Origin of the sequence: Ramlibacter montanisoli, from assembly GCF_013087525.1 — a bacterium.
GTDB classification, from domain to species: Bacteria; Pseudomonadota; Gammaproteobacteria; order Burkholderiales; family Burkholderiaceae_C; genus Ramlibacter; species Ramlibacter montanisoli.
Window position 1 is genome coordinate 2,770,867 of the sequence record NZ_JABFCS010000001.1, and the last position, 20,650, is coordinate 2,791,516.

The 20,650-nt window shown below is 68.9% G+C and carries 19 protein-coding genes, 1 tRNA gene and 2 pseudogenes; 14 read left to right on the top strand and 8 right to left on the bottom strand.

Translation table 11 applies throughout. From position 1 onward, the window contains the following. The first annotated feature begins 66 nt into the window (after positions 1–66). From HK415_RS13615 to HK415_RS13660, 11 genes and pseudogenes are all read left to right on the top strand, one after another. Positions 67–3,546 (top strand): response regulator, encoded by a 3,480-nt coding sequence (locus tag HK415_RS13615; RefSeq protein WP_171560102.1) that lies wholly within the window; start codon positions 67–69, stop codon positions 3,544–3,546. After that, positions 3,516–4,376 (top strand): CheR family methyltransferase, encoded by an 861-nt coding sequence (locus tag HK415_RS13620; RefSeq protein ID WP_171560104.1) that lies wholly within the window; start codon positions 3,516–3,518, stop codon positions 4,374–4,376. The genes HK415_RS13615 and HK415_RS13620 overlap by 31 nt, the downstream gene beginning before the upstream one ends. Continuing rightward, a complete protein-coding gene (locus HK415_RS13625; protein WP_171560106.1) occupies positions 4,373–4,966 on the top strand; it encodes a chemotaxis protein CheB in 594 nt (197 codons plus the stop codon). Before HK415_RS13620 ends, HK415_RS13625 begins: the two co-directional genes overlap by 4 nt. Next, positions 4,966–6,108 (top strand): hybrid sensor histidine kinase/response regulator, encoded by a 1,143-nt coding sequence (locus HK415_RS13630; protein ID WP_171560108.1) that lies wholly within the window; start codon positions 4,966–4,968, stop codon positions 6,106–6,108. Before HK415_RS13625 ends, HK415_RS13630 begins: the two co-directional genes overlap by 1 nt. Before the next feature lie 252 nt (positions 6,109–6,360). Beyond that, a pseudogene (locus tag HK415_RS25175) lies at positions 6,361–6,752 on the top strand (PCRF domain-containing protein); the annotation flags it as partial. 114 nt (positions 6,753–6,866) lie between these two features. Then, positions 6,867–7,250: a peptide chain release factor-like protein gene (locus HK415_RS25180; protein WP_309246840.1), complete on the top strand. Its 384-nt coding sequence runs from the start codon at positions 6,867–6,869 to the stop codon at positions 7,248–7,250. Further along, a complete protein-coding gene (locus tag HK415_RS13640; protein ID WP_171560110.1) occupies positions 7,250–7,921 on the top strand; it encodes an HAD family hydrolase in 672 nt (223 codons plus the stop codon). Before HK415_RS25180 ends, HK415_RS13640 begins: the two co-directional genes overlap by 1 nt. After that, positions 7,914–10,556 carry an aminopeptidase N gene (gene pepN, locus HK415_RS13645; protein ID WP_171560113.1) on the top strand — a complete coding sequence of 881 codons (2,643 nt, stop codon included), beginning with the start codon at positions 7,914–7,916 and terminating at the stop codon, positions 10,554–10,556. The genes HK415_RS13640 and pepN overlap by 8 nt, the downstream gene beginning before the upstream one ends. A 9-nt stretch (positions 10,557–10,565) precedes the next feature. After that, the gene (locus HK415_RS13650) at positions 10,566–11,564 is read left to right on the top strand and encodes a class 1 fructose-bisphosphatase (RefSeq protein WP_171560115.1); all 999 of its coding nucleotides are present in this window, start codon (positions 10,566–10,568) and stop codon (positions 11,562–11,564) included. A 61-nt stretch (positions 11,565–11,625) separates the two neighbouring features. Beyond that, positions 11,626–11,701, top strand: a tRNA-Thr gene (locus HK415_RS13655). A gap of 84 nt (positions 11,702–11,785) precedes the next feature. Further along, a complete protein-coding gene (locus HK415_RS13660; RefSeq protein ID WP_171560118.1) occupies positions 11,786–12,775 on the top strand; it encodes a DnaJ domain-containing protein in 990 nt (329 codons plus the stop codon). Here the strand turns inward: HK415_RS13660 and HK415_RS13665 are convergent. Then, a complete protein-coding gene (locus HK415_RS13665) occupies positions 12,772–13,248 on the bottom strand; it encodes a c-type cytochrome (RefSeq protein WP_171560120.1) in 477 nt (158 codons plus the stop codon). The genes HK415_RS13660 and HK415_RS13665 overlap by 4 nt on opposite strands. 186 nt (positions 13,249–13,434) lie before the next feature. On the opposite strand from HK415_RS13665, the gene HK415_RS13670 reads away from it, so the two are divergent. Then, the gene (locus tag HK415_RS13670) at positions 13,435–14,124 is read left to right on the top strand and encodes a pseudouridine synthase (RefSeq protein WP_171560122.1); all 690 of its coding nucleotides are present in this window, start codon (positions 13,435–13,437) and stop codon (positions 14,122–14,124) included. A 4-nt stretch (positions 14,125–14,128) separates the two neighbouring features. On the opposite strand, the gene HK415_RS23975 is transcribed toward HK415_RS13670, so the two are convergent. The 7 genes from HK415_RS23975 to paaA all read right to left on the bottom strand — a co-directional run bounded on the left by HK415_RS23975 (position 14,129) and on the right by paaA (position 19,024). Continuing rightward, on the bottom strand, positions 14,129–14,608 hold the full coding sequence (locus HK415_RS23975) for a WGxxGxxG family protein (RefSeq protein WP_216369798.1): 480 nt from the start codon (positions 14,606–14,608) through the stop codon (positions 14,129–14,131). A 123-nt stretch (positions 14,609–14,731) separates the two neighbouring features. After that, positions 14,732–15,355 (bottom strand): TetR/AcrR family transcriptional regulator, encoded by a 624-nt coding sequence (locus HK415_RS13680; protein ID WP_171560125.1) that lies wholly within the window; start codon positions 15,353–15,355, stop codon positions 14,732–14,734. Positions 15,356–15,357: 2 nt separating this feature from the next. Beyond that, positions 15,358–16,443, bottom strand: coding sequence for a 1,2-phenylacetyl-CoA epoxidase subunit PaaE (gene paaE, locus HK415_RS13685; protein ID WP_171560127.1), 1,086 nt, complete (start codon positions 16,441–16,443; stop codon positions 15,358–15,360). Then, complete coding sequence (paaD, locus tag HK415_RS13690) at positions 16,440–16,952, bottom strand: 1,2-phenylacetyl-CoA epoxidase subunit PaaD (RefSeq protein WP_171560130.1); 513 nt, start codon at positions 16,950–16,952, stop codon at positions 16,440–16,442. Before paaD ends, paaE begins: the two co-directional genes overlap by 4 nt. Continuing rightward, the gene (gene paaC / locus HK415_RS13695) at positions 16,946–17,719 is read right to left on the bottom strand and encodes a 1,2-phenylacetyl-CoA epoxidase subunit PaaC (protein WP_171560132.1); all 774 of its coding nucleotides are present in this window, start codon (positions 17,717–17,719) and stop codon (positions 16,946–16,948) included. Before paaC ends, paaD begins: the two co-directional genes overlap by 7 nt. Before the next feature lie 7 nt (positions 17,720–17,726). Beyond that, complete coding sequence (gene paaB, locus HK415_RS13700) at positions 17,727–18,020, bottom strand: 1,2-phenylacetyl-CoA epoxidase subunit PaaB (protein WP_171560135.1); 294 nt, start codon at positions 18,018–18,020, stop codon at positions 17,727–17,729. Continuing rightward, positions 18,017–19,024, bottom strand: coding sequence for a 1,2-phenylacetyl-CoA epoxidase subunit PaaA (gene paaA, locus HK415_RS13705; RefSeq protein WP_171560137.1), 1,008 nt, complete (start codon positions 19,022–19,024; stop codon positions 18,017–18,019). The genes paaB and paaA overlap by 4 nt, the downstream gene beginning before the upstream one ends. A gap of 100 nt (positions 19,025–19,124) precedes the next feature. Here paaA and HK415_RS13710 point away from each other — a divergent pair, with 100 nt between their 5' ends. Together HK415_RS13710 and HK415_RS27140 are read left to right on the top strand one after the other, a co-directional pair. Further along, a complete protein-coding gene (locus tag HK415_RS13710) occupies positions 19,125–20,018 on the top strand; it encodes a LysR family transcriptional regulator (protein WP_171560140.1) in 894 nt (297 codons plus the stop codon). Positions 20,019–20,175: 157 nt separating this feature from the next. Beyond that, positions 20,176–20,649: pseudogene (locus HK415_RS27140) on the top strand (hypothetical protein); the annotation flags it as partial. Position 20,650 lies beyond the last annotated feature (1 nt).

Sequence of the window (20,650 nt, forward strand, 5' to 3'; positions counted from 1 at the left end):
CATTTCCCCGACAGCCCACGGCCGAGCCGATTGGGGGCACACTCCCGGCTCCCACGACGGCCGGCCATGCCCCTTTCCAGCACCAACGCATCCGCCAGTTTCCGCAGCATCCTCTCGCGCAACCTCGCCCTGCCACTGGCCCTGGGCGTCGCGAGCGCGCTGGTTTTCCTGTCGCTGCTCGCTTATCTCGCCAACGTGATCGGCCAGGTGCAGCGCAGCGACGAGCTGCTCCAGCAGGCGTCCAATGCCCAGAAGCTCGACCTGGACATGGAGTCCGGGCTGCGCGGCTTCCTGCTCAACGGGGACGAGCGATTCCTGGCGCCCTACGAGGATGCCGCGCGCCGCCTGCCGCCGATCATGAAGCAGCTGCAGGCGCAAGTCGCCGGCGATCCGTCCCAGCTGGAGCGGCTGCGGCGCATCGAGCAGGCCCAGGGCAAATGGGCCCAGTTCGCGCGCGAGGCGGTGGCGGCGATGCGCCTGGGCCGCGGGCAGTCGGTGAATCCGGGCATCGGCCGCGAGCTCAAGGACGAGGTGCGCGCCGAGTTCGACGAGTTCTTCCGGGTCGAGCGCTCGCTGCGCGCCCGCCACATCGAGGAGGCCAACCGCAACGCGCTGTTCACGGCGGTGGCGTTCATCATCTTCATGCTGTCCACGGGCGGCATCATTGCCTGGCGCGGACGCAAGGACCTGGTCGGGCTGGCCGACACCTACGAAACAGCATTGGGCGAGCAGCAGCGGCAGGCGGGCATCCTGCAGTCCCAGGCCTGGCTGCGCGAAGGCCAGTCCCTGCTGTCCGAGCGCATCGGGCGCGAGCAGGACCTGCGCGGGGTGGGCCACGCCGCGCTCGAATTCCTGTCCCAGTACATCGACACCAAGGTGGGCGCGCTGTACCTGCCCGAGCCTCCCGGTTTCGTGCGCGCGGCCACCTGGGGCTGGCCCGCTTCCGAGGACGGCAATGGCGCGCAGGTGGCGCAGGACCGCACCCTGCTCGCCGAATGCGCGGCCCAGCGCCGGCGCATCGCCCTCGACCCGGTGCCGCCGGGCTACCTCAAGGTGAGTTCCTCGCTGGGCGAAGCGACCGTGCAGTCCGTGCTGCTGGCGCCCATCGAGCACGAGGGCCGGCTGATCGCGGTGCTGGAGGTCGGCCTGCTGCGGCCCCTGGCGCCGCGCGACGGCGAGCTCGTGCTGTATTGCAGCAGCATCCTTGGCGCCGCCCTGGAGGCCGCACGCTACCGCAAGCGCCTGCAGGACGTGCTGGAAGAGACGCAGCAGCTCAACGAGGAACTGCAGGTGCAGCAGGAGGAACTGCGCACCGCCAACGAGGAACTGGAGGAGCAGTCGCGCGCGCTGAAGGAATCGCAGGCCCACCTGGAAGGCCAGCAGGCGGAGCTGGAACAGACCAACGTGCAGCTGTCCGAACAGGCCGACCGGCTGGAGCAGCAGCGCGACCAGCTGCGCGAGGCGCAGGTGCAGCTGGAAGAGCGGGCCGCCGAACTGCAGCGCGCCAGCCGCTACAAGTCCGAGTTCCTCGCCAACATGTCGCACGAGCTGCGCACGCCGCTGAACAGCTCGCTGATCCTCGCGCGCCTGCTGGCGGACAACGCCGAGGGCAACCTCAGCGACGAACAGGTCAAGTTCGCCGAATCGATCCACACCGCGGGCAACGACCTGCTGAACCTGATCAACGACATCCTGGACATCGCGAAGGTGGAGGCGGGCAAGCTGGAGGTGCGTGCCGAAGTGACGCCGGTGGCCTCGCTCACGACCGGACTGAAGTCGATGTTCGAGCCGCTGGCCCAGCGCAAGGGCCTGCAGCTGGAAGTCGTGATCGCGGACGGCACGCCGCAGACGCTGTACACGGACCGCCAGCGGCTGGAACAGGTGCTGCGCAACCTGCTGGCCAACGCGCTGAAGTTCACCGAGCACGGCAGCGTGACGCTGCACGTCGCCCCCGGCGGCAAGGACAGGATGTGCTTCGAGGTGCGCGACAGCGGCATCGGCATCGATCCCTCGCAACAGGAGGCGATCTTCGAGGCCTTCCGCCAGGCCGACGGCACCAGCAGCCGCAAGTACGGCGGCACCGGCCTGGGCCTGTCGATCTCGCGCGACCTCGCGCGCCTGCTGGGCGGCGACATCTCGGTGACGAGCGCGCCCGGCCGGGGCAGCACCTTCACCGTGATCCTGCCGCTGGAGTACCGGGAGGCGATGGCGCAGCAGCCGGTGGCGCTGGCGCCGCCCACCGGCGCCACGTCAGCCGCGCCGCCGCCCGTGACGGCCGCGCCCACCCCGGCGCCCGCGCCGTCCCGGCCGCCGGCGCCCTCCTTCGCGGACGACCGCGAACAGGCCGCCGACGCACGCCGCACCGTGCTGGTGGTGGAGGACGACACCGGCTTCGCCTCCATCCTGTACGACCTGGCGCATGAACTGGGCTACCGCTGCCTGGTGGCGCACGACGCGCGCGAAGGCTGCGAGCTGGCCTTCCAGCACCTGCCCGACGCGGTGCTGCTGGACATCCTGCTGCCCGACGAGACCGGGCTGGCCGTGCTGCAGCGCCTCAAGGAAGACCCGCGCACGCGGCACATCCCGGTGCACGCGCTGTCCGCCGAGGACCGGTCCGAGCCGGCGTTGCAGATGGGCGCGATCGGCTACGCACGCAAGCCCGCCTCGCGCGAGGACCTGCATGGGGTGTTCCGGCGGCTGGAAAGCAAGCTGAGCCAGAAGCTCAAGCGCGTGCTGCTGGTGGAGGATGACCTGCGCCAGCAGGAAAGCGTGGTGGCCCTGATCGGCGACGGCGACATCGAGATCACCGCCGTGTCGCGCGGCGCCGAGGCGCTGGCGGAACTGGCCGGGTCGGTGTTCGACGTGATGATCATCGACCTGAAGCTGCCGGACATGACCGGGCAGGAACTGCTGCACCGCATGGCCGCGGGCGAAGGCCGGTCCTTCCCGCCGGTGATCGTGTACACCGGCCGCAACCTCACCCGCGACGAGGAAACCGAGCTGCTGCGCTACTCGCGCTCCATCATCATCAAGGGCGCGCGCTCGCCCGAGCGGCTGCTCGACGAGGTGACGCTGTTCCTGCACAAGGTGGAGACGCAGCTGTCGACCGAGCGGCAGAAGATGCTGCGCACCGCGCGCAGCCGCGACAAGGCCTTCGAGGCGCGCCGCATCCTGGTGGTGGACGACGACATGCGCAACATCTTCGCCCTGACCAGCGCGCTGGAGCACAAGGGCGCGGAAGTGGAGATCGCGCGCAACGGCGTGGAAGCCCTGCAGAAGCTGGAGCAGAACCCCGACGGCATCGACCTCGTGCTGATGGACCTCATGATGCCGGAGATGGACGGCCTGACGGCCACCCGCGAGATCCGCAAGAACCCGCGCTGGCAGAAGCTGCCGGTGATCGCCATCACCGCCAAGGCCATGAAGGAAGACCAGGAGAAATGCCTGGCCGCCGGCGCCAACGACTACCTGGCCAAGCCGATCGAGCTGGAGCGCCTGTTCTCGCTGATGCGCGTATGGATGCCGAAACTGGAGCGGATTGCGTGACGTTAGGGGTTCCGGACATCGAGATCCGGCTGCTGGTGCAAGCGGTCTTCCTGCGCTACGGCCACGACTTCCGCGACTACGCGCAGGCCTCGCTGAAACGCCGCCGCGTGCTGCAGGCGCAGCAGCGCATGGGCGCGCCGTCGATTTCCGCGCTGCAGGAGCGCGTGCTGCACGACCCCGACCAGTTCTCGCAGCTGCTGCAGTACCTCACGGTGCCGGTGAGCGAGATGTTCCGCGATCCCGCCTACTTCCTGGCGCTGCGCCGCCACGTGGTGCCGGTGCTGCGCACCTACCCATCGCTGAAGATCTGGGTGGCGGGCTGCAGCACCGGGGAGGAGCCCTACTCGCTGGCCATCCTGCTGCACGAGGAAGGGCTGCTGGAACGCAGCATCCTGTACGCGACCGACATCAACCACGCCTCGCTGGAAAAGGCCAGGCAGGGGATCTTCTCCCTGGAGCACATGCAGGCCTTCACGCGCAACTACCAGCGCGCGGGCGGCAAGGCCAGCTTCAGCGGCTACTACACGGCCTCCTACGGCGGCGCGCTGTTCGAGAAGAGGCTGCGCGACAGCATCACCTTCGCCGACCACAGCCTGGCGACCGACGCCGTGTTCTCCGAGACCCACCTGGTCTCCTGCCGCAACGTGCTGATCTACTTCAACCGCACGCTGCAGGACCGCGCGCTGGGCCTGTTCCACGAGTCGCTGTCGCGCCGCGGCTTCCTCGGGCTCGGGGCCAAGGAGACGCTGGACTTCTCCGCCTACGCCGACCGCTTCGAGGCGGTCAGCCGGCCGGACCGCATCTATCGCCGCGTGGGGAATGGCGCATGAAAAGCGAACTGCCCGGGGACTTCTCCTTTTCCGCCGAAGCCGTCGCCATCGGCGCCTCGGCCGGCGGCATCGACGCGCTGTTCGTGCTGCTCGAAGGCATGCCCGCGACCATGCGCGCGCCCATCGTCATCGTCCTGCACCTGCCCGAGCAGCACGAGAGCAAGCTGCCGCAGGTGTTCGGCGCCCGCCTGGCCGTCCCCGTGAAGGAAGCGGAGCCGCACGCGCCGGTGACGGGCGGCACGGTCTGGTTCGCGCCGCCCGGCTACCACCTGCTGGTGGAAGACGACCGCAGCTTCTCCCTCAGCTGCGACCCGCCGGTGCTGTTCTCGCGGCCCTCCATCGACGTGCTGCTGGAATCCTGCGCGGAAGCCTATGGCAACCGCCTGGCGGCCCTGGTGCTCACCGGCGCCAACGAGGACGGCGCCCGCGGCCTGGCGCGCATCGCGGAGCTGGGCGGGCTGACGGCCGTGCAGGACCCCGCCGAGGCGGCGCACAAGGCCATGCCGCAGGCCGCGGTTGCCGCGGCGGACCCCGATTACGTCCTGTCGCTGGCGGCCCTGCGCCGGCTGCTGCACACTGTAGTTCGCTGATGACCCACACGCCCCAAGACGTCAACGTGCTGCTGGTGGACGACCTCCAGGAGAACCTGGTCGCGCTGGAGGCCCTGATCCGCCAGCCGGGCCGCCGCATCCACACGGTCCGCTCCGGCGAACAGGCCCTGTCGCTGATGCTCGAACACCCGTTCGCGCTGGCGATCCTGGACGTGCAGATGCCCTCGATGAACGGCTTCGAGCTGGCCGAACTGATGCGCGGCACCGAGCGCACGCGCAGCATCCCCATCGTGTTCGTCAGCGCCGGCGGCCGCGAGCTGAACTACGCCTTCCGCGGCTACGAATCGGGCGCGGTGGACTTCCTCTACAAGCCGCTGGACCCGCATGCGGTGCGCAGCAAGGTGAGCGTGTTCGTGGACCTGTTCCGCCAGCGGCAGGAACTGCAGGAGGCCAAGGCGCAGCTGCAGCGGGCGGTGAGCATGCGCGACGACTTCATGTCCATGATCGCCCACGAACTGCGCAATCCGCTGAACTCGGTGTACCTGCAGGCGCAGCTGCGCCGGCGCATGCTGGCCGCGCCGAAGCCCCCGGACTCCCAGACCATGCTGAAGATGGTGGAGCGCGACGAGCGCCAGATCCGCAGCATGGTGCGCCTGCTGGACGACATGCTGGATGTCTCTCGCGCGCGCACCGGCAAGCTGGCGATCGTGCCTGCGCCCTACGACCTGGTCGCTTCCACCACCGCGGTGGTCGAGGCGATCCAGGAACAGGCGAATGCCAGCGGCGTGACGGTCACGCTCGCGGCGCCCGACGCGCTGCCCATGAAGGGCGACGAGTTCCGCATCGAGCAGGTGATCACCAACCTGATGACCAACGCCCTGCGCTACGGCCAGGGCAAGCCGGTGGCCGTGACCGTGGGCCTGCGCGAGACCGAGCCGGAGGCCTTCGTCTCGGTGCGCGACCAGGGCATGGGCGTCAAGCCCGAGGACCAGGAGCGCATCTTCGAGCAGTTCGAGCGCACCGAAGGCACGGCACAGATCGCCGGCCTGGGCCTCGGTCTCTACATCGCGCGCCAGATCGCGCAGGCGCACCAGGGCCGCCTGGAGATCCGCAGCAGTCCCGGCGAAGGGGCGGAATTCATCCTTTCGTTGCCGCTGGACGCGCCCGAGGAGGCGGCGTGAGAAAATCGCAGCTCCTACGCAGAACTGAGAGAACAAGATGGACGCAGAACGCATCAACCTGATCGGTACGACCCTGGCTGACCTCCAGGCGCGTACCGGGGATCTCCGGAGGTATCTTTGACTTCGATGCCAAATCGGAGCGCCTGAGGACGGTCAACGCCTCGCTGGAAGACCCGGGCGTCTGGAACGACCCCAAGAAGGCCCAGGAGCTGGGCCGCGAGAAGAAGCAGCTTCGATGACGTCGTCGTCACCATCCAGAGGTTGGAGAGCGAGCTGTCGGACAACCTCGAGCTCTACGAGATGAGCAAGGAGGAAGGCGACGAAGCCGGCCTCGCGACCATCGAGGACGAAGCGTCCAAGCTCGAATCCACCGTGAAGGACCTCGAGTTCCGCCGCATGTTCAACCAGCCGGCGGACCCGAGCAACTGCTTCCTGGACCTGCAGGCGGGCGCCGGCGGCACGGAAGCGTGCGACTGGGCCAGCATGCTGATGCGGCAGTACATCAAGTACGCCGAACGCAAGGGCTTCAGTACACGGTGGAAGACGAGACGCCGGGCGACGTCGCGGGCATCAAGAGCGCCACCATCAAGATCGAGGGCGAGTACGCCTTCGGCCTGCTGCGCACGGAAACCGGCGTGCACCGCCTGGTGCGCAAGTCGCCCTTCGACTCCTCGGGCGGCCGCCACACCAGCTTCGCCAGCGTGTTCGTCTATCCGGAGATCGACGACTCGATCGAGATCGACATCAACCCCGCGGACGTGCGCACCGACACCTACCGCGCTTCCGGCGCGGGCGGCCAGCACATCAACAAGACCGATTCGGCGGTGCGGCTGACGCACATCCCCACCGGCATCGTGGTGCAGTGCCAGGACAGCCGCAGCCAGCACAGCAACCGCGACGTCGCCTGGCGGCGCCTGCGCTCGCGCCTGTACGACTTCGAGATGCGCAAGCGCATGGAGGCGCAGCAGAAGCTGGAGGACAGCAAGACCGACGTCGGCTGGGGCCACCAGATCCGCAGCTACGTGCTGGACCAGAGCCGCATCAAGGACCTGCGCACGGGCGTGGAGATCTCCAACACGCAGAAGGTGCTGGACGGCGACCTGGACACGTTCATCGAGGCGTCCCTGAAGCAGGGCGTGTGATGGCGCACCGCGTCCGCGCCCTCGTCTTCGACATGGACGGCACGATGGTCGACTCCATGCCGGCGCATGCGCGCAGCTGGGAGGTGTTCACGCGCCGCCACGGCATCCGCATGTCCGTCGAGGAGGTGCTGCAAAAGACCACCGGCCGCACCGGCGTCGAGTGCATCCGCATCCTGATGGGCGAGGACGTGCCCGAGGACCGGGCCCTGGAACTGATAGCCGAGAAGGAAGCGATCTACCGCGACTTCTTCGGCAAGGAGTTCCGCGAGGTTGCGGGCTTTCGCGACTTCGCGCGCGACGTCACGACGCGCGGCCTGAAGCTCGCCGTGGCCACCGCCGGCGACCGCCACAACATCGCCTTCGCCCTGGAACACCTGAAGCTCGCGCGCAGGCCCGACGCCATCGTCGGCGGCGACGAGGGCATCGCCGGCAAGCCGGAGCCGGCCCTGTTCCTGGAAGCGGCGCGCCGCGTGCAGGCCGCGCCCGCGGAATGCGTCGTCTTCGAGGACGCCCCCTTCGGCATCGAGGCGGCCCGCCGCGCCGGCATGCGCGCGGTGGCGATCTGCTCCACGCACGGCGCCGAGGAACTCGCCGGACCCCACGTGATCGCCCAGGTGCGCGACTACCGAGAACTCATGAACAACGAATTTCTGGAGAGCCTCCATGCGTGAAGGAACTTCCAAGGTGATCTACCGCGCGGACTACCAGCCGCCGGCCTTCTGGATCGACACCGTGGAACTGGTGTTCGACCTCGACCCGGCCAAGACGCGCGTGCTCAACCGCATGCGCGTGCGCCGCAACCCGGACGTGATGCCGCAGCCGCTGCGGCTGGACGGCGAGGAGCTGAACCTCGCGCGCGTGCTGGTGGGCGGCCAGGGTACCTCCTTCAAGATGGAGGAAGGGCAGCTGGTGCTGGAGAACCTGCCGGAGGGCAACGAGCCCTTCGAGCTGGAGATCTTCACCACCTGCGCGCCCGCGAAGAACACCAAGCTGATGGGCCTGTACGTCAGCAACGACTCCTTCTTCACCCAGTGCGAGGCCGAGGGCTTCCGCCGCATCACCTACTTCCTGGACCGCCCGGACGTGATGGCCAGCTACACGGTGACGCTGCGCGCGGACAAGCGCAAGTACCCGGTGCTCCTGTCCAACGGCAACCTGGTGGCGCAGGGCGACCTGGAAGACGGCCGCCACTACGCCAAGTGGGTCGATCCCTTCCGCAAGCCCAGCTACCTGTTCGCGCTGGTCGCGGGCCAGCTGGTGTGCCGCGAGCAGCGCATCAGCGCGCGCAGCGGCCGCGACCACCTGCTGCAGGTGTACGTGCGCCCGGGTGACCTGGACAAGACCGAGCACGCGATGAACTCGCTGATGGCTTCGGTGGCCTGGGACGAGGCGCGCTTCGGCCTGGAGCTGGACCTGGAGCGCTTCATGATCGTCGCGACCAGCGACTTCAACATGGGCGCGATGGAGAACAAGGGCCTGAACATCTTCAACACGAAGTACGTTCTCGCCAACCAGGCCACGGCCACCGACACCGACTACGGCAACATCGAGTCGGTGGTCGGCCACGAGTACTTCCACAACTGGACCGGCAACCGCGTGACCTGCCGCGACTGGTTCCAGCTCTCGCTGAAGGAAGGCCTGACCGTTTTCCGCGACCAGGAGTTCAGCCAGGACCTCGCCGGCGACGTCTCGGCGCGCGCCGTCAAGCGCATCGAGGACGTGCGCGTGCTGCGCACCGCGCAGTTCCCCGAGGACGCCGGCCCGATGGCGCACCCGGTGCGCCCGGACCAGTACCTGGAGATCAACAACTTCTACACCGTCACGGTGTACGAAAAGGGCGCCGAGGTCGTGCGCATGATGCAGGCCCTGGTGGGCCGCGAAGGCTTCGCCAAGGGCCTGTCGCTGTACTTCCAGCGGCACGACGGCCACGCGGTCACCTGCGACGACTTCGCCCAGGCGATCGCCGAGGCCAATCCCGATTCGCAGCTGGCGCAGCGGCTGGAGCAGTTCCGCCGCTGGTACAGCCAGGCGGGCACGCCGCGCGTGCGCGTGCAGACGCACTTCGACGCCGTGTCCGGCATCTACTCGCTGACGCTCACGCAGTCCTGCGGCGCGACGCCGGGCCAGCCGGACAAGCAGCCCTTCGTGATCCCGATCGCGCTGGGCCTGCTGGATGCGGAGGGCCGCGAGCTCACCAGCGGCATGCACGTGCTGACGCAGGCGGCCGAGACGCTCACCTTCCCCGGCTATTCGGCCGAGCCGGTGCCCTCGCTGCTGCGCGGCTTCAGCGCGCCGGTGATCCTGGAGTACGACTACAGCGACCGGCAGCTGCTGACGCTGCTGGCCAACGACACCGATCCCTTCAACCGCTGGGAAGCGGCGCAGCGCCTGGCCACCGGCCGCGCGCTCACCTACATCCGCGGCGACCTGCCGGTGGAACTGGACGCGCCCTACGTGGAGGCCATGCGAACGGTGCTGCGGCACCCGGCGCTGGATGCGGCCTTCAAGGAGCTGGTGCTGACGCTGCCCGCGGAGACCTACATCGCCGAGCAGCTGGACGTGGTCGATCCGCAGCGCATCCACGCGGTGCGCGAAGCGATGCGCCAGCAGCTTTCGCAGGCGCTGTACGCCGACTGGGAGTGGGCCTACGAGGCGCACAAGGACAGCGGTGCCTACCGGCCGGATCCCGTGTCCAGCGGCCGGCGCGCGCTGGCCGGCCTCGCGCTCGCGCACCTGTGCCTGGCCGCGCGCACGAGCGGCGACAACGTCTGGCCGGGCAAGGCCTACCAGCGCTTCAAGGACGCGTCCAACATGACGGACCGCTTCAACGCCCTGGCCGCCCTGGTGATCTCGGGCCACGAGCTGGCCGCGCAGGCGCTGCAACGCTTCCACGCGATGTTCCGCAACGAGCCCCTGGTCCTGGACAAGTGGTTCGCGCTGCAGGCCGGTGCCCCGGACCGCAACGGCAACGTGCTGCCGGTGGTGAAGCAGCTGATGCAGCACCCGGACTTCAACATCCGCAACCCGAACCGCGCGCGCAGCGTGATCTTCAGCTACTGCAGCGCCAATCCGGGCGGCTTCCACCGCGCCGACGCCGCGGGCTACGTGTACTGGAGCGAGCGGGTGATGGAACTCGATGCGATCAACCCGCAGGTCGCCGCCCGCCTGGCGCGCGCCCTGGACCGCTGGAAGAAGCTGGCCGAGCCCCTGCGCGGCGCCGCCCGCGAGGCCATCGCCCGCGTGGCCGCCAAGCCGGACCTGAGCAACGACGTGCGCGAGGTGGTCACCCGCGCCCTGGCGGATTAAAGTACACGCATGAGCACGACTTCCCTCACCCGCTACCTCGTCGAACAGCAGCGCACGCACGGCCACATCCCGGGGCAGCTGCGCCTCCTGATCGAAGTGGTCGCGCGCGCCTGCAAGCGCATCAGCCACGCCGTGAACAAGGGCGCGCTCGGCGACGTGCTGGGCTCCGCCGGCACCGGCAACGTGCAGGGAGAGATCCAGAAGAAGCTGGACATCATCGCCAACGAGGTGCTGATCGAGGCCAACGAATGGGGCGGCCACCTGGCCGGCATGGCCAGCGAGGAAATGGAAGGCATCTACGTGGTGCCCAACCGCTTCCCCAAGGGCGAGTACCTGCTGCTGTTCGACCCGCTCGACGGCTCCTCCAACATCGAGGTCAACGTGAGCATCGGCACCATCTTCAGCGTGCTGAAAATGCCCGAGGACGACCGCGGCGTGGACGAAGGCGACTTCCTGCAGTGCGGCCACAAGCAGGTGGCCGCGGGCTACTGCATCTACGGCCCGCAGACCACGCTGGTGCTGACCGTGGGCGACGGCGTGGCGATGTTCACGCTGGACCGCGAGCAGGGATCCTTCGTGCTGACCGAGGAGAACGTGAGGATCCCCGAGGACACCAGGGAATTCGCGATCAACATGTCGAACATGCGCCACTGGGACGCCCCGGTGAAGCGCTACATCGACGAATGCCTGGCCGGCAAGGAAGGCCCGCGCGGCAAGGACTTCAACATGCGCTGGGTCGCCTCCATGGTGGCCGACGTCCACCGGATCCTCACGCGCGGCGGCATCTTCATGTACCCCTGGGACAAGCGCGAGCCGGACAAGCCCGGCAAGCTGCGCCTGATGTACGAGGCCAACCCCATGGGCTGGCTGGTCGAACAGGCCGGCGGCATGGCCACCAATGGCAAGCAGCGCATCCTGGACATCCAGCCCAAGAAGCTGCACGAGCGGGTGTCGGTGATCCTCGGGTCGAAGAACGAGGTGGAGCGGGTCACTTCCTACCACTGCTAGAACGCGGTGGGTCCCCGCCCGGGCGGGGACGATGCGGGCTTTGGCTATAATTGCGGGCTTCGCCGGAGTAGCTCAGTCGGTAGAGCAGCTCATTCGTAATGAGAAGGTCGGGGGTTCGATTCCTCTCTCCGGCACCAGACAGAAAACCCCGCACGTTCGCGCGTGCGGGGTTTTTTCATTGCGCGCTCCGGTACCATGCTGCATCGCAACATGGAGCAGCGGTGAACGTCGACGAGTCGTACAGCGAGCTGGGGCTGCACCCCGAGTGCAGCGATGCGGAGATCAAGACCGCGTGGCGGCGGCTGGCCGCGCGCTGGCACCCGGATCGCAACGCCAGTCCGCAGGCCCTGCGCAAGATCCAGCGCATCAACCGCGCGCTGGACGAGATCCGCCGCGCGCGCGACAGCGCGCATGCACCGCTCGCCGAACCCGATGAGCCAGCGCAGCCCGCACCGGCGGTGCACGAGCAGGTGGTCGAACTCGCGCTGGAGGAAGCCCTGGCCGGCTGCACGCGCACCCTGCACGGCGAGCTGGTGGACGGCTGCGCGGACTGCAATGCCACCGGCGTGGAGCCGCAGCCGGGCACCTGCCGCGAATGCGGCGGCAGCGGGCGCGCGCGCCAGCAACTGTGGTTCGCGTGGATGGCCTCGCCCGCCAAGTGCAAGGCATGCCACGGCGAAGGCGTCGCGCGCCATGCTTGCGCGCGCTGCGAAGGCAGCGGCCAGGCGGCGCCGGTCAAGTACCGCTGCAAGGTGCAGATCCCCTGCGGCTCCCGCCACGGCGACGTGCTGCAGGTCGCCTTGCGCGTGCAGGCGGCGGCCGGCAAGCGCAGCGAGACGCTGCGCGTGCGCATCGCCTTGCAGGAACATGCCTTCTTCGCGCTGCAGGAGGACGGCACGGTCCGCTGCGAGCTGCCGGTGGACGGCTTCGCCTGGATGGCGAACCGCTGGATCGAGGTGCCCACGCCGGGCGGCCTGCAGCAGATGCGGCTGCGCCGTGGCTTCCTCACCTACCGCATCAAGGCGCAGGGCTGGCCGACCGCCGCCGGCGAGCGCGCCGACTGCATCGTCACGGTCGATCCGCAGTTCCCCGAGGAGTTCGGCAAGGAGCAGGACGCGCTGGTCGATCGCCTGATGGCCGGCAACGCGCGAGCGCCCAAGCTTGCGCAATGGCGCCAGCGCATGGCGGACTGGCAGGCCGGGCGGCGCTAGCGGCTCGCCGCCGCCTTGTTCTTCAGGGCCGCGGCGTTGACCTGCTCCTGCTTGTCGCGGATGCCGGCCGGCCACTTCGACTTGATCCACGAAAGCACCGCGACGATCTCCGCGTCCGTCAGCACGCCCTCGTACGCGGGCATGGCCGACTGGTAGTCCTTCAGGTTGGCCGTCTTGGCCACGCCATGCTTGGTGATGTTGAACAGCACTTCGTCGGGGTGGTGCCAGGTGTGCCCGGTGGCGTCGTGCGGCGGCGCGGGCAGGCGGCCGCTGGTGTCGCGCGTGCGCCAGTTCGGCTGGCCTTCCAGCTTGGCGCCGTGGCAGGCGGTGCAGTGCCGGTCGTACACGGCCTTGCCCGTGGCCAGCAGTTGCGCGTCGCCGGTTTCCAGGCGGATCGCCGGCGCGGCGGCGCGCTCGCAGCCGGCCGCCAGCAGGAGCGTTGCGATGACGATGCAGAAGCGGACTTTTTGCATGCGCGGAACGTACCACGCGCGCCTGTCAAGATAGGGTTCGCCGCAGTCGGGCGGGCGCTGCCTGCGGAATGGTCACAATGGCGCAAGCAAGCACTGGCGCGGCCCGGCGGACTTGGTCACCTTCTTTTCCACAGGCTTCTCCACCGAAGCTGTGGGAATCATCCTACGATTGGCCACGCATTCCCCGTGGTCCCCGAAACGCTGCCCATCCTCCACCAGGACGCCTCGCTGGTCGCCGTAGCCAAGCCGGCCGGCCTGCTCGTGCATCCCAGCGCGCTGGACGCGCACGAGGAACGCACGGCGCTGAAGCTGCTGCGCGACCAGCTCGGTGCCTGGGTGTGGCCGCTGCACCGGCTGGACAAGGGAACGAGCGGGGTGCTGCTGTTCGGCAAGAGCGCGGAAGCGGCACGCGAGTGGGGACTCGCCTTCGAGCAGGGACGCGTGCGCAAGCGCTATCTCGCGCTGGTGCGCGGTTGGCCGCCGCTGTCCGGCGAGATCGACCAGGCGCTGGCGCGCGATCCGGAACTGCCATCGGCCGGCCAGGAGCGGCTGGCGTCGCTCACGCGCTTCGAGCGGCTGGCCTGCTTCGAGTGGCCGTTCGGCGACGGCCGCCATGCCACCAGCCGCTATGCGCTGGTGGCCGCGGAGCCGGTGACCGGCCGGCGGCACCAGGTGCGCCGCCACTTCAAGCACATCGCGCATCCGCTGGTGGGTGACACCACCCACGGCAAGGGCGCGCACAACCGCGCGGTGGCCGCGTGGCTGGGCGTGCAGCGCATGTGGCTGCACTGCGAATGGATGGATCTGCCGGGCGGCGTGCGCGTCTCGGCGCCCTGCGGCGCCGAGTGGCAGCCCTTGCTGGCTGCCGTGCGCTAGCCAATCAGCGCGTGGGCGTCTGGACCGGGCGCACGCGGTGGTCGACCTCGACGTGCTTGCGGCGCAGGCCCAGGAGGCCCAGCAGGCCGAACAGGCCCAGCCAGCCCATGTCGGGGCCGTCGTCGTCCATGTCGGGGCCGGCGCCCATGGCCTGGGTGGCCGGCGGCGTGCTGGTGCCCACGGCGTCGGCGCTGATGGAGGGCGCGGACGGTGAGGCGTTGGACATCGTCGTGTCGGGGGCCGGGGCCGGCGTCGCGGCGACGCTGGGCGTCGTCGTCGTCACCGGCGTGCCGGAGCTCGCGCTCGTGTCCACCCCGGCGCTGGGCGTGGGCGTAGAAGCGGGCACGCCGTACGCGTTGCCCGCGGTGTCGGAGGTGCTGGACTGCGTGGACGCAGCCGGAGCCGTCGTGGTCTGCGCGAAGGCAGGGAAGGCGCAGGCGATGCCCAGGGCAATCGCGCCGGCGCTCAGGGACAATTTCTTCATGGAGAACTCCTCGATGGAATCCCTCCATGGTGGAGGCTGGCCGCGGTCGACCTTGTCGGACCAGTCACCCTGCCGCCGTCAACGAAGGCCGCGCGGCGCGGCCGAGCCAGCGGAACGCGAAGCTCAGCCGACGGCCGCCGCTTCGCGCGCCGGCACCTGCACCGCCTGCAGGCCGCCCAGGAACAGGTCGGCCACCACCGGCGCCATGTCCTCGTAGGCCAGCGCGCCCTGCGGCTTCATCCACGTGAACATCCAGTTCACCATCCCGAACAGCAGCATGGTGAGCGGCTTGCTCATGGCCGCTTCCTTCAGGTCCGGGCGCAGCGCCGCGACCACGCGCGCGAAGGCCGCGACCATGTCGCGCTCCTTGCCGAGGATGCGCTCGCGGTCTTCCGGCTGCAGGAACTTCACGTCCTCGGTGAGCACGCGGTGCTCGTTCTGCGCGCTGGCGTATTCCTCCACCAGCCGCCGGATCAGCACGCGCATCTGCCCCTGCGGCGTCTTCTCCTGCGCCAGCGCATCGTCGACGATGCCCTGCAGGCGCGACACGTGGCCGTCGGCGATGCTCACCAGCAGCTCGTACTTGTCGCGGTAGTAGTGGTACAGCGTGGCCTTGGACAGGCCGCAGGCCTCGGCCACCTGGTTCATCGAGGTGCCGGGATAGCCGCCGCGCGCGAACAGCGCCGCCGCGCGCTCGAGGATCATCTCGCGCTGGTCGTCGTAGCCGGCGTGGCGTCCGCGTCCCATCGCTATCTTTCGTCGAAGGAGAGCACGACCTTCTCCGTCACCGGGTGCGCCTGGCAGGTCAGCACGTAGCCGGCCGCCACTTCCTTCTTGTCCAGCGCGAAGTTGCGCTCCATGCGCACCTTGCCTTCCACCAGCTTGGCGCGGCAGGTGCCGCACACGCCCGAAGTGCAGGAGAACGGGACTTCGAGCCCAGCGGCCGAGGCGGCGTCGAGGATGCTGGGCTGCTCGCGCGAGAAGGCGATCTCGCGCTGGAGGCCATCGCGGATGATGGTGATGCGCGCCTTGGCCGCGTCGCCCGGCTGCGCCTGGTGCAGCACCGCGCCCACCTGGCCGCTGGCCTGCTGCGCGATGCCGAAGCGCTCGATGTGGATGCGGTCCTCCGGCACGCCGGCGGCCAGCAGCGCCGCTTCCGCCTCGTCGTTCATCTGGAAGGGGCCGCAGATGTAGGCGTGGTCGATCTGCTGCGCCGGGATGAGCCCGTCCAGGAACTCGGCGATCTTCTGCCGGTTCATCACGCCCGTGTGGATGTCCATCTCCGTGTGCTCGTCGGAGAACACGTGGTGGAGCACCAGGCGCGCCATGTACCTGTCCTTCAGGTCGTCCAGTTCCTCCTTGAACATGGTGGAGCGCAGCTTGCGGTTGCCGTAGATCAGGGTGAAGCGGCTGCGCGGCTCGCGCGCCAGCACGGTCTTCATGATCGACAGGATGGGCGTGATGCCGCTGCCGCCCGCGATGCCCAGGTGGTGGCGCTGCGCATCGGGCTCGATCGGCACGAAGAAAGGGCCCTGCGGCGCCATCACGTTAATGGTGTCTCCGGGCTTGAGCTGCTCGTTGATCCAGTTGGAGAACAGGCCGCCCTGCACCTTGCGCACGCCCACGCGCAGCTCGCCCTCGTCGACGCCGGCGCAGATGGAATAGGAGCGGCGCAGGTCCTGGCCGGCTATCTCCTTGCGCAGCGTGAGGTACTGGCCCTGCGTGAAGCCGAACACCGGCCGCAGGTCCTCGGGCACCTCGAAGGAAACGATCACGGCCTCGCTGGTGTCGGGCTGCACCGAGCGCACGCGCAGCGGATGGAAGATGACGCTCATAGCGGCTTGAAGTATTCGAAGGGCTCGCGGCAGGCGAGGCAGCGGTAGAGGGACTTGCAGGCGGTGGAGCCGAAGGCGGAGGTGCGTTCGGTGATGCTGCTGCCGCAGTGGGGACAGGGGACGGTGTCGGCCTTGCGGCCGAAGATGCGGATGGGGACGGCTTGGGTCCCCGCCTCCGCGGGGATGACGTGCAAGGGAGGCGCGATGCCGTACTCGCGCAGCTTGCGCTTCCCGTCCTCGCTGATCCAGTCGGTGGTCCAGGCAGGCGCGCGCTGCAAGGTCGCGCGCGCCGGGCCCAGGCCCTCGGCCTCGATCGCCGACAGCACGCTCGCTTCGATCACTTCGGTGGCGGGACAGCCGGAATACGTGGGCGTGAGCACCACTTCCAGCTCCGCGCCATGGTCGATCACGTCACGCACGATGCCCAGGTCGCGCACGGAAAGGGCCGGCACCTCGGGATCGAGGACCTCGGCCAGCACTTCCCACGCGCGCTCGGTGCGTGTCACCACACGCCTCCCGGGTAGGCGCGCTGCAGGTACTGCAGCTCCGTCAGCAGCGTGCCCATGTGCTCGCTGTGCACGCCGGTCTTGCCGGTGCTGAGGAAGGCGCTGGACGCGGGGACCGCGAGCCCCGCTTCGTCGAGGACCTGCTGCATCTCCGCCAGCCAGGCTTCGCGCAGCTCGCCCCAGCGCGGGCCGAGCCCGCTCGTGTGGGCCTGCTCGTCGATGGCATCGGACGCGAACAGCTCGGGGTGGTAGCGCCACAGCGACTCCAGCGCCTTCCCGGTGCGACGGCGCGATTCCTCGGTGCCCCCCGCCAGCCGCAGCAGCCAGTCGGCCGCGTGCTGCTGGTGGTAGCGCGCCTCCTTGACCGCCTTGCCGGCGATGGCCGAAAGCTCCGCGTCCTTGGAGTGCGCGAGCTTCTCCCACAGCAGCTTGAAGAAGGTGGCCATCATGGTGTTGCGCACCACGGTGAAGGCGAAGTCGCCGCGCGGCAGTTCCACCAGCGTGACGTTGCGGTAGTCGCGCTCCTCGCGCAGGAAGGCGAGCTGGTCCTCGTCGTGGCCCGCGCCTTCCAGCGCGCCGGCGTGCGCCAGCACCGCGCGGCACTGGCCGATGAGGTCCAGCGCCATGTTGGCCAGTGCGATGTCCTCCTCGAGAACCGGCGCATGGCCGGTCCATTCGGAGATGCGCTGGCCGAGGACGAGGGCGGTGTCGCCGATGCGCAGCAGGTACTGCACGTCGGGCCTGGGGCTGACCTGGATCGATCCCTGCATCACGCCCTCACATGTGGTCGACGGCATCGGGCAGCTGGTAGAAGGTCGGGTGGCGGTACACCTTGTCCTCCATCGGGTCGAAGTACATGCCCTTCTCGCCCGGGTCGCTGGCCACGATGTGGTCGCTGCGCACCACCCACACGCTGTTGCCTTCCTGGCGGCGCGTGTAGACGTCGCGCGCCAGCTGGATCGCCATCTTGCCGTCGGCGGCATGGAGGCTGCCGCAATGCTTGTGGTCCAGGCCGCTCCGGCTGCGGACGAACACTTCCCAGAGGGGCCATTCCTGCTTCGCGTCGCTCATGCTGCTTCCTTCACCTGTTCGTCCTGCTTGCGGGCGTAGGCCAGCGCCGCTTGGCGCACCCATTCGCCCTCTTCCCATGCCTTGACGCGCGCCTCCAGGCGCTCGCGGTTGCACGGCCCGTTGCCGGCGATGACGTTCCAGAAATCGTCCCAGTCGATCGCGCCGAAGTCCCAGTGCTGGCGCTGCTCGTTCCATTTCAGTTCGGGATCGGGCAGCGTCACGCCCAGCACCTTGGCCTGTTCCACCGTGGCGTCCACGAAGCGCTGGCGCAGTTCGTCGTTGGAGACGCGCTTGATGCCCCAGCGCATGGACTGCGCGGTGTTGGGCGACTGGTCGTCGGGCGGCCCGAACATGGCGATCGAGGGCCACCACCAGCGGTTCACCGCGTCCTGCACCATCGCGCGCTGCGCCGCGGTGCCCTTCTGCATCATCGTCAGCAGGCTCTCGTAGCCCTGCCGCTGGTGGAAGCTCTCCTCGCGGCAGATGCGGATCATGGCGCGCGCATACGGCCCGTAGGAGCAGCGGCAGATCGGCACCTGGTTCATGATGGCCGCGCCGTCCACCAGCCAGCCGATCACGCCCACGTCGGCCCAGGTGAGCGTCGGGTAGTTGAAGATCGAGCTGTACTTGGCCTTGCCGGTGTGCAGCGCGTCCAGCATCTGGTCGCGCGAGGTGCCCAGGGTCTCGGCGGCGGAATAGAGATAGAGGCCATGGCCGCCTTCGTCCTGCACTTTCGCGAGCAGGATGGCCTTGCGCTTGAGCGTGGGCGCGCGCGTGATCCAGTTGCCTTCCGGCAGCATGCCGACGATCTCCGAATGCGCGTGCTGGCTGATCTGCCGCACCAGCGTCTTGCGGTAGTGGTCCGGCATCCAGTCCTTGGGCTCGATGAATTCGCCGGCGGCGATGCGCGCTTCGAACGCGTCCTCGTGCTGCAATTCCTCGGCGGAACGCACCGGCTTGCCGCTGGCATCCTTGCCCATGGTGTCCATGGCCTGCGTGTACATGCGTGTCTCCTGCGGGGGTGGCCGGTCCGCATCATTGACCGACCGGTTGGTCGATAATAAGTGAATTGCCGTCGTTGACGCAAGTCAAGGAACCCGTCCCATGAAGATCGATTTCGATGGCGTCCAGGCATTCGTTGCCATTGCCGAGCTCGGCGGCTTCAGCAAGGCGGCGCGCGAGCTGCACATCACCCAGACCGCGCTGACCCGCCGCATCCAGAAGCTGGAGGCCTACCTCGGCCTGAAGCTGCTGGACCGCACCACGCGCCGCGTCGAGCTCACCGTGGTTGGCCGCGAGTTCCTGCCGCAGGCGCGTTCCATCGTCGGCGAGATGACCTCGGCCGTGGAGCGGCTGAAGGACATGTCGCAGCGCTCCACCGGCAACTTCACGCTGGCCTGCATCCCCTCGATGACCTCGCACGTGCTGCCGGGCGTGATCCGCCAGTATGCAAAGGCGCATCCGGACAACCGCATCCGCCTGCTGGACGGCTCGTCGGACGAGGTGCGCACCGCAGTCCTCGGCGGGCAGGCCGAACTGGGCATCGCGGTGCAGGGCGAGAAGCAGCCCGACCTGGTCGAGACCTTGCTGTTCGCCGATCCGCTGGTGTTCGTCTGCCGCACGCCGCATCCCCTGCAGGAGCGCAGTTCGGTCACGTGGTCGGACATGCGCGACACCGACCTGGTGGGCGTGAGCAGTTTCGTCGCGACGCGCCTGTTCATGGACTACCAGCTGGCCAAGCGCAACATCCGCGTGCACGCGAAGTACGAGGTGCAGCACCACGCCACCGCAGTCAACCTGGTCGCCGCCGGCGTGGCCAGCGCCATCCTGCCCTCCTCCGCGATCCGCGAGGGCGACCGGCCCGGCATCCGCAAGATCGCCCTGGGCGGCCCGACGGTGAAGCGCCGCGTCGTGCTGCTGCGCGCGCGGCACGGCAGCCTGTCGCCCGCCGCCGAGGCCTTCCACGCCCTGATTCGCAAGACGCCGTTCGGGAACTGAACACTTATGCCTGGATCGCAATAGTCGTGACCTTCGTTTCATTTCACAGAACAATCGGGCGCGGCGAGAATCCGCCGGTTCCATCCCACCGGGTTCCTCCATGCGCACAGACGTGCTCGTCATCGGCGGCGGCAATGCCGCACTCTGCGCCGCCCTCATGGCCGTCGAAGCGGGAGCCAGCGTACTGCTGCTCGAAGCGGCGCCGCGCGCCTGGCGAGGCGGCAATTCCATGCACACCCGCAACCTGCGCTGCATGCACGATGCGCCGCAGGACGTGCTGGTCGACGCCTATCCGGAAGAGGAGTACTGGCAGGACCTGCTGAAGGTCACGGGAGGACTCACCGACGAACACCTGGCGCGGCTGACCATCCGTGCCTCGTCGACCTGCCGCGACTGGATGCGCAGGCACGGCGTGCACTTCCAGCCGCCGCTGTCCGGCGCGCTGCACGTGGCCCGCACCAATGCCTTCTTCATGGGGGCGGCAAGGCGCTGGTCAACGCCTACTACCGCAGCGCCGAACGTCTCGGCGTGCGGATCCGCTACGAAGCACCGGTGGACCGCATCGAGGTGGAGGACGGCCGCTTCGTGGCCGCCTGGTCCCGGGGCGAGCGCATCAGGAGGCGGGCGCCTGC

Coding starts and splice junctions, on each gene's coding strand:
- HK415_RS13640 (WP_171560110.1), top strand. CDS start 7,250: ATGGCGCACCGCGTCCGCGCCCTCGTCTTCGACATGGACGGCACGATG.
- pepN (WP_171560113.1), top strand. CDS start 7,914: ATGCGTGAAGGAACTTCCAAGGTGATCTACCGCGCGGACTACCAGCCG.
- HK415_RS23975 (WP_216369798.1), bottom strand. CDS start 14,608: ATGAAGAAATTGTCCCTGAGCGCCGGCGCGATTGCCCTGGGCATCGCC.
- paaE (WP_171560127.1), bottom strand. CDS start 16,443: ATGAGCGTCATCTTCCATCCGCTGCGCGTGCGCTCGGTGCAGCCCGAC.
- HK415_RS13620 (WP_171560104.1), top strand. CDS start 3,516: ATGGATGCCGAAACTGGAGCGGATTGCGTGACGTTAGGGGTTCCGGAC.
- paaC (WP_171560132.1), bottom strand. CDS start 17,719: ATGCAGGGATCGATCCAGGTCAGCCCCAGGCCCGACGTGCAGTACCTG.
- HK415_RS13625 (WP_171560106.1), top strand. CDS start 4,373: ATGAAAAGCGAACTGCCCGGGGACTTCTCCTTTTCCGCCGAAGCCGTC.
- HK415_RS13665 (WP_171560120.1), bottom strand. CDS start 13,248: ATGCAAAAAGTCCGCTTCTGCATCGTCATCGCAACGCTCCTGCTGGCG.
- paaB (WP_171560135.1), bottom strand. CDS start 18,020: ATGAGCGACGCGAAGCAGGAATGGCCCCTCTGGGAAGTGTTCGTCCGC.
- HK415_RS13710 (WP_171560140.1), top strand. CDS start 19,125: ATGAAGATCGATTTCGATGGCGTCCAGGCATTCGTTGCCATTGCCGAG.
- paaA (WP_171560137.1), bottom strand. CDS start 19,024: ATGTACACGCAGGCCATGGACACCATGGGCAAGGATGCCAGCGGCAAG.
- HK415_RS13680 (WP_171560125.1), bottom strand. CDS start 15,355: ATGGGACGCGGACGCCACGCCGGCTACGACGACCAGCGCGAGATGATC.
- HK415_RS13615 (WP_171560102.1), top strand. CDS start 67: ATGCCCCTTTCCAGCACCAACGCATCCGCCAGTTTCCGCAGCATCCTC.
- HK415_RS13630 (WP_171560108.1), top strand. CDS start 4,966: ATGACCCACACGCCCCAAGACGTCAACGTGCTGCTGGTGGACGACCTC.
- HK415_RS13650 (WP_171560115.1), top strand. CDS start 10,566: ATGAGCACGACTTCCCTCACCCGCTACCTCGTCGAACAGCAGCGCACG.